Annotated in this window: 7 protein-coding genes; 6 read left to right on the forward strand and 1 reads right to left on the reverse strand. The window is 70.8% G+C overall.

Annotation, left to right across the window (positions count from 1 at the left end; all coding sequences use genetic code 11):
• Positions 1–4 precede the first annotated feature (4 nt).
• The gene (locus AOK03_RS04915) at positions 5–721 is read left to right on the forward strand and encodes an MIP family channel protein (protein WP_055563910.1); all 717 of its coding nucleotides are present in this window, start codon (positions 5–7) and stop codon (positions 719–721) included.
• A gap of 65 nt (positions 722–786) precedes the next feature.
• Here the strand turns inward: AOK03_RS04915 and AOK03_RS04920 are convergent, their stop codons facing one another.
• Positions 787–1,788, reverse strand: a complete 1,002-nt coding sequence (locus tag AOK03_RS04920) for a GlxA family transcriptional regulator (RefSeq protein ID WP_055563911.1) — start codon at positions 1,786–1,788, stop codon at positions 787–789.
• A gap of 155 nt (positions 1,789–1,943) precedes the next feature.
• On the opposite strand from AOK03_RS04920, the gene AOK03_RS04925 reads away from it, so the two are divergent.
• From AOK03_RS04925 to AOK03_RS04945, 5 genes are all read left to right on the forward strand, one after another.
• A complete protein-coding gene (locus AOK03_RS04925) occupies positions 1,944–2,528 on the forward strand; it encodes an isochorismatase family protein (protein WP_055563912.1) in 585 nt (194 codons plus the stop codon).
• On the forward strand, positions 2,528–3,250 hold the full coding sequence (locus AOK03_RS04930; RefSeq protein ID WP_079074485.1) for a cysteine hydrolase family protein: 723 nt from the start codon (positions 2,528–2,530) through the stop codon (positions 3,248–3,250). The genes AOK03_RS04925 and AOK03_RS04930 overlap by 1 nt, the downstream gene beginning before the upstream one ends.
• A 237-nt stretch (positions 3,251–3,487) precedes the next feature.
• Positions 3,488–4,795: a bifunctional 3-oxoadipate enol-lactonase/4-carboxymuconolactone decarboxylase PcaDC gene (gene pcaDC / locus AOK03_RS04935; protein WP_055563913.1), complete on the forward strand. Its 1,308-nt coding sequence runs from the start codon at positions 3,488–3,490 to the stop codon at positions 4,793–4,795.
• Positions 4,796–4,859: 64 nt separating this feature from the next.
• On the forward strand, positions 4,860–5,492 hold the full coding sequence (locus tag AOK03_RS04940) for an MBL fold metallo-hydrolase (RefSeq protein WP_055563914.1): 633 nt from the start codon (positions 4,860–4,862) through the stop codon (positions 5,490–5,492).
• Positions 5,493–5,522: 30 nt separating this feature from the next.
• Positions 5,523–6,104: exodeoxyribonuclease III (locus AOK03_RS04945; protein ID WP_055563915.1), on the forward strand; the 582-nt coding region annotated here is incomplete at its 3' end.

The following is a 6,104-nucleotide window of genomic DNA, read 5'->3' on the forward strand; positions in this document are numbered from 1 at the left end:
CGCTGTGCAGATCAGAGCGGTGGTATCGGAGTTCCTCGGGACGTTGCTCCTCGTCTTCTTCGCCGTGGGGTCGGCGGTGCTCGGCGCGGAGTTCATCGGCACGCTCGGCATCGCGCTGGCGTTCGGCTTCACGCTGCTGGCCCTCGCGTACACCCTCGGCCCGATCTCCGGCTGCCACGTCAATCCGGCAGTGACCCTCGGCATGCTCGTCGCGCGTCGCATCGACGGCCGCACCGCCGTCACTTACTGGGCCGCGCAGTTCCTCGGCGGTATCGCAGGCGCGGCCCTGCTCTTCCTGCTCGCCAAACAGGTGCCGGGCCTGAAGACGAGCGAGGCATTCGGCAGCAACGGCTACGACGACCGCTCCGAGGTCGGCATCAACCTGGGTGGCGCCTTCCTCGCGGAAGTGGTCCTGACCTTCCTCCTCGTCTTCGTCGTCCTCGGCGTGACGCACCGGGTGGCGGTGACCGGCTTCGACGGGCTGCCGATCGGCATCGCGCTTGCCGTCATCCACCTGGTCGGCATCCCGCTGACCGGCACCTCGGTCAACCCCGCCCGGAGCCTGGGCCCCGCCCTGTTCGCCGGGGGAGCCGCGCTGTCCCAACTGTGGCTGTTCATCGTGGCCCCCCTGGTGGGCGGCGCCATCGCGGCGCTCGTGCACCACGTGACCCACCCCGTGGGCGAGGAGCGGGTCATCGCCGACAAGGCGTCCGCCGCGTGACCCGGAACCGCCCGCCCCGCTGACCGCGGCCCCACCCGGCCATCACGGGGTGTCATCGGCCGGGGTCAGGGCATCTGCGGCACCCGGAACCTGCGCCGGTATTCACCGGGCGTCGTGTTCAGGCGGCGCCGGAACGCCCGTACCAGCGTGTCCACCGTGCCGAAACCGCAGTCGGACGCGATCCGTTCGAGCGTGGCGTCCGAGGACTCCAGGTCGTGGCGTGCCTTCTCCACGCGCACCGACTCGATGTACGCGTGCGGGGTCACCCCCAGTTCGGTCTTGAACAGGCGCGTCAGGTGCCGGTCGCTGACATGTGCGTACTCGGCGAGAGCGGTCACGGTCAGTGGTCCGCCGATGTGGCGCAGGACGTGGTGGCGCAGGTCCTCGATGCGACGCGTCGTGGACACCTGGGTCAGCGGGACGCTGAACTGGCTCTGCCCGCTGGGGCGTTTGAGGTACATCACCAGTTGGCGGGCCACCCGCAGTGCGACCGCCTCGCCGAGATCGTCGGCGATCAGCGCCAGGGAGAGGTCGAGGCAGGCGCTGATGCCGGCGCCGGTCCACACGTTGTCCTCGCGGATGAAGATCGGGTCGGCGTCGACCTGGACCGCCGGGTGATCGGCGGCCAGCTGCTGCGCGGTCGACCAGTGCGTGGTCGCCCGCTTGCCGTCCAGCAAGCCCGCCGCGGCCAGCAGGTGCGCGCCCACGCACACGGAGGTGATCCGGTGCGAGCGCCCGGCGAGGACCTTCACCCACTCGACGAGCTCGGGATCCACGAGCGGGTGTACGCGGCGTTCCTCGTCCGTCTCCACGGCGCCGGGCACCAGCAGGGTGTCGATGCTGCGGCGTGCGACCTCCTCGAAGGTGATGTCGGGCAGGATGCGTACGCCCGCCCCCGTGGTGACCGGATCCATGGCCGCGGCGGCGAGCACGACCTCGTAGCCCGCCGCCTCGTCGGTCTCGCGCAGCGCGAGCGAGAACACCTCGGGGGGCCCGGTGACGTCGAGCAGGTCGACGCCGTCGAAGAGCACGATGACGATGAGCCGTCTGGCGGCGGTGTCCGGCACGGAACTCTCCCCGGTCAGCTGGGCGGCGGGCGTGTCTGGATCTGCAGATTACATGTCATTGCCGACGTCCCGGCCCGGTCCTAGCGTGAGAGGCGCAGCTCGGCGGACCACCGCGAACTGCACCTCTCCCACGCATCACCGAAGGCGGTACACCCATGTCCCGAACGACGCTGCGCGAGCTCAACGGCTTCGACCAGGAGCCCGCGAAGCTGGCCGACTCGACGCTGATCCTGATCGACTTCCAGAACACCTACACCCGGGGCGTCATGGAACTCGACGGCTGGGAGAAGTCCCTGGATGCCGCTGCGCAGCTGCTGGCGCGGGCCCGCGAGGCCGGCACCCGCATCGTGCATGTCATCAACGACGGCGGTGAGGGCACCCCGTACGACATCCGCGCCGAGATCGGCGGCATCCACCCCGAGGTCGCACCCCTGGAGGGCGAGCCGGTTGTCGTCAAGCAGGTCCCGAACGCGTTCGTGGGCACCGACCTGGCCACCCACCTGACCGAGGGCCAGGACGTCGTCATCGCGGGCTGGATGACCCACATGTGTGTGGCGTTCACCGCGCAGGGCGCCTTCCTCAACGGCAACCGCCCCACTGTCGTCGCCGAAGCCACCGCGACCCGCTCGCTCCCGGTCGCGGGCACCGACATCGACGCCCGCCAGGTGCACTACAGCGCGCTGGCCACCATCGCCGACCTGTACGGGGTCGTGGTTCCCACCCACAAGGAGATCGTCTGATGAAGACCACGCTGCTCCGCTCGGCCGCCGCCCTGGGCGCCGCCGTCGTGCTCGCCACCACCATGACCGCCTGCGGCGGAAGCTCCGAGGCTGCCACGCGCACCGACAGCCGCGACCAGCGCCACGAGAAGAACCACGCCAAGGACACCACGACCCTGCGCCGGCTGATGAAGCTGGATGAGACGCCCGCGAAGCTGTCCGACGCGACGCTGGTCCTCGTCGACTACCAGAACGTCTACACCGGCGGCACGATGGAGCTCACCGGCTGGCGCGAGGCGGTCGAGAACACCAGGACCCTCCTGGAGCGGGCCCGCAAGGCGCACACGCCCGTCATCCACATCGTGGAAAAGGGCTACGACCTCAAGTCGAAGGCCGGCCAGATCATCCCGGCACTCAAGCCGGCCAAGGGGGAGACCGTCGTCGAAAAGGCCGTCCCCAACGGCTTCCACGACACCGACCTCGCGGCCGAGCTCAAGAAGACCGGCCGCAAGAACGTCATCATCTCCGGCTTCATGACCCACATGTGCACTCTCTCCACCACCGAGGGCGCCGTCTACAACGGCTACCACCCGACCGTGATCGGCGACGCCTCGGCCACCCGTCCCCTCCCGGTCAACGGCAACCCCCGCGGCATCCCCGCCAAGCAGGTGCACGAGTCCGCCCTCGCCACGATCCAGGACCGCTTCGGCGTCGTGGTCCCCGAGCAGCGCGACCTCAAGTAGGCGCCACGGGCCCCACGCGGTGCCCGCGCACTTTCCGGCAGGGAAGCGGCCGCCCCGGCTTCCCTGCCTTTGCGCGCGCCCCCTCTCACCCCCATCTTTCGGGAAGGAAAGACTCGTCGTGAGAGCATCAGGTGCCTCGAGCGATATGCCGCCCGTGAGATGTTCAACCTGGTCAAAACGGCATCCGGTGACCCCCCTGTCATGGGGGCGTCCATGACAGATGAGAGGGTCGGGCGGGTGAGCGAGACACCGATGAACACCCTGCAATACCGCTTTGACGGGCCAGAAGACGCCCCAGTCCTGATCCTGGGCTCCTCACTGGGTACCACCTGGCACATGTGGGACCGCCAGATACCCGATCTGATCCGGCACTGGCGGGTGTTCCGCTTCGACATGCCCGGTCACGGCGGCGCACCGGCGCACCCGTGCGGGTCCGTCGGCGAGCTCGCCGACCGGCTGCTCGCCACGCTCGACGAACTCGGCGTGCAGCGCTTCGGCTACGCGGGCTGCGCGTTCGGCGGTGCCATCGGCGCCGAGCTCGCCCTGCGGCACCCGCACCGCGTCGCCTCGCTCGGGCTGATCGCCGCCTCCCCGCGGTTCGGCACGGCCGACGAGTTCCGCCAGCGCGGTGTGATCGTGCGCAGCAACGGGCTCGACCCCATCGCCCGCGCCGCCCCCGACCGCTGGTTCACGCCCGGCTTCGCCGCCGCCCAGCCCGCGATCACCGACTGGGCCGTGCAGATGGTGCGCACCACCGACCCCGGCTGCTACATCGCCGCCTGCGAGGCCCTCGCCGCCTTCGACGTGCGCGCCGAGCTCGGCAGGATAGGCGTTCCCACCCTCGTGCTCGTCGGCTCGGAGGACCAGGTCACCGGCCAGGGCGAGGCCCGCACGCTCGTCGCTGGGATTCCCGACGCGCGGCTCGCCGTCGTGCCGGGTGCCTCGCACCTCGCGCCGGTCGAGCAGCCGGGCGCCGTCACGGACCTCCTCGTACGGCACTTCTCCTCTGCCTGGCAGCCCGCCCCCGACGCGACCGTCGGCGGCCAGTCGGCGCTCGCCGCGCCGCCCGTCAAGCCCGTCCTCGCCCCGCCGCCCGTGCCCGTCGGGCCCGTCGCCGAGATCGGCCCGGTGGAGCAGCCCGAGGCCGTGCCGGGCAGCGCGGGCGCGGACCTGTACGACGCGGGGATGAAGGTGCGCCGCGAGGTGCTCGGCGACGCGCACGTCGACCGCGTGCTCGCCGCGGCCGACGACTTCTCCGAGGACTTCCAGGAGCTCGTCACGCGCTATGCCTGGGGCGAGATCTGGAACCGGCCGGGCCTGGACCGCCGCTCCCGCAGCTGTGTCACGCTCACCGCGCTCGTCGCGGGCGGTCACCTGGACGAGCTGGCCTTCCACACCAGGGCGGCGCTTCGCAACGGCCTCACCCCGGCCGAGATCAAGGAGGTCCTGCTCCAGGCCGCCGTCTACTGCGGCGTCCCCGCGGCCAACTCCGCGTTCAAGGTCGCGCAGGCAGTGATCCGTGAGGAAACCACGCCGCAGGAGTAGCAGGATGGGAGACATGACTGCTTCTCCCGAATCTCCCGACAGCAGGACCGGGCGCGCGCCGCGCATGACGTTCACGAAGAAGTCCCACGCGTGCGTGCGTCTCGAAAAGGACGGGCGCACGCTCGTCGTCGACCCCGGCGGCTTCAGCGAGGAGGACGCCGCGCTCGGCGCCGACGCCATCCTCGTCACGCACGAGCACCCGGACCACTTCAACGAGGACCGGCTGCGGGCCGCCTTGGAGGCCCGCCCCGGAGCCGAGATCTGGACCCTCAGGTCCGTCGCGGACCAGATCTCGGCCGCCTTTCCCGGCCGTGTGCACACCGTCGGGCACGGTGACACGTTCACGGCCGCCGGATTCGACGTCCAGGTGCACGGCGAGCTGCACGCGGTCATCCACCCGGACATCCCGCGGATCACCAACGTCGGATATCTGGTCGACGGCGCGGTGTTCCACCCGGGCGACGCGCTCACCGTCCCCGACCAGCCCGTCGAGACGCTGATGCTGCCCGTCATGGCCCCCTGGAACAAGATCTCCGAAGTGATCGAGTACGTACGCGAGGTCAAGCCGCAGCGTGCCTTCGACATCCACGACGCGCTCCTCACCGACCTCGCCCGGCCGATCTACGACAACCAGATCGGCGCTCTCGGCGGGGCCGAGCACCTGCGTCTGACACCCGGGCAGTCGGCGGACCTGTGACTGTCAGTGCCGCCCGGTAGGTTGTGAGGCATGCGCATTGCGACCTGGAACGTGAACTCGATCACCGCCCGTCTGCCGAGGCTCCTGGCCTGGCTGGAGGCCACCGGCACGGACGTGCTGTGCATCCAGGAGACCAAGACGACGGCCGAGCAGTTCCCCGCCGACGAGCTCCGCGAGCTGGGGTACGCATCGGCGGTGAACGCGACAGGGCGGTGGAACGGCGTCGCGCTGGTCTCCAAGGTCGGCCTCGAAGACGTGGTCACGGGCCTCCCGGGCGGCCCGGAGTACGACGGCGCGGAGGAGCCCCGGGCGATCTCCGCGACCTGCGGCCCCCTCCGCCTCTGGTCGGTGTACGTGCCGAACGGCCGCGAGGTGGACCACGCCCACTACGCCTACAAGCTCCAGTGGTTCGAGGCCCTGAAGGCGGCCGTCGCCACGGACGCGGCGGGCCCCCGCCCCTTCGCGGTCCTCGGCGACTTCAACGTGGCACCGACCGACGACGACGTCTGGGACCCGTCGCTCTTCGTCGGCGCCACCCACGTCTCCGAGCCCGAGCGCGCCGCCCTCGCGGCCCTGCGCGAGACGGGCCTCACCGACGTCATGCCCCGCCCC

This window comes from Streptomyces atriruber (assembly GCF_001418325.1).
Taxonomy (GTDB): Bacteria; Actinomycetota; Actinomycetes; order Streptomycetales; family Streptomycetaceae; genus Streptomyces; species Streptomyces atriruber.

Bases quoted from the DNA above. Each gene is read 5' to 3' on its own strand.
- AOK03_RS04940 (WP_055563914.1), top strand. From the start codon at position 4,860: ATGACGTTCACGAAGAAGTCCCACGCGTGCGTGCGTCTCGAAAAGGAC.
- AOK03_RS04925 (WP_055563912.1), top strand. From the start codon at position 1,944: ATGTCCCGAACGACGCTGCGCGAGCTCAACGGCTTCGACCAGGAGCCC.
- AOK03_RS04930 (WP_079074485.1), top strand. From the start codon at position 2,528: ATGAAGACCACGCTGCTCCGCTCGGCCGCCGCCCTGGGCGCCGCCGTC.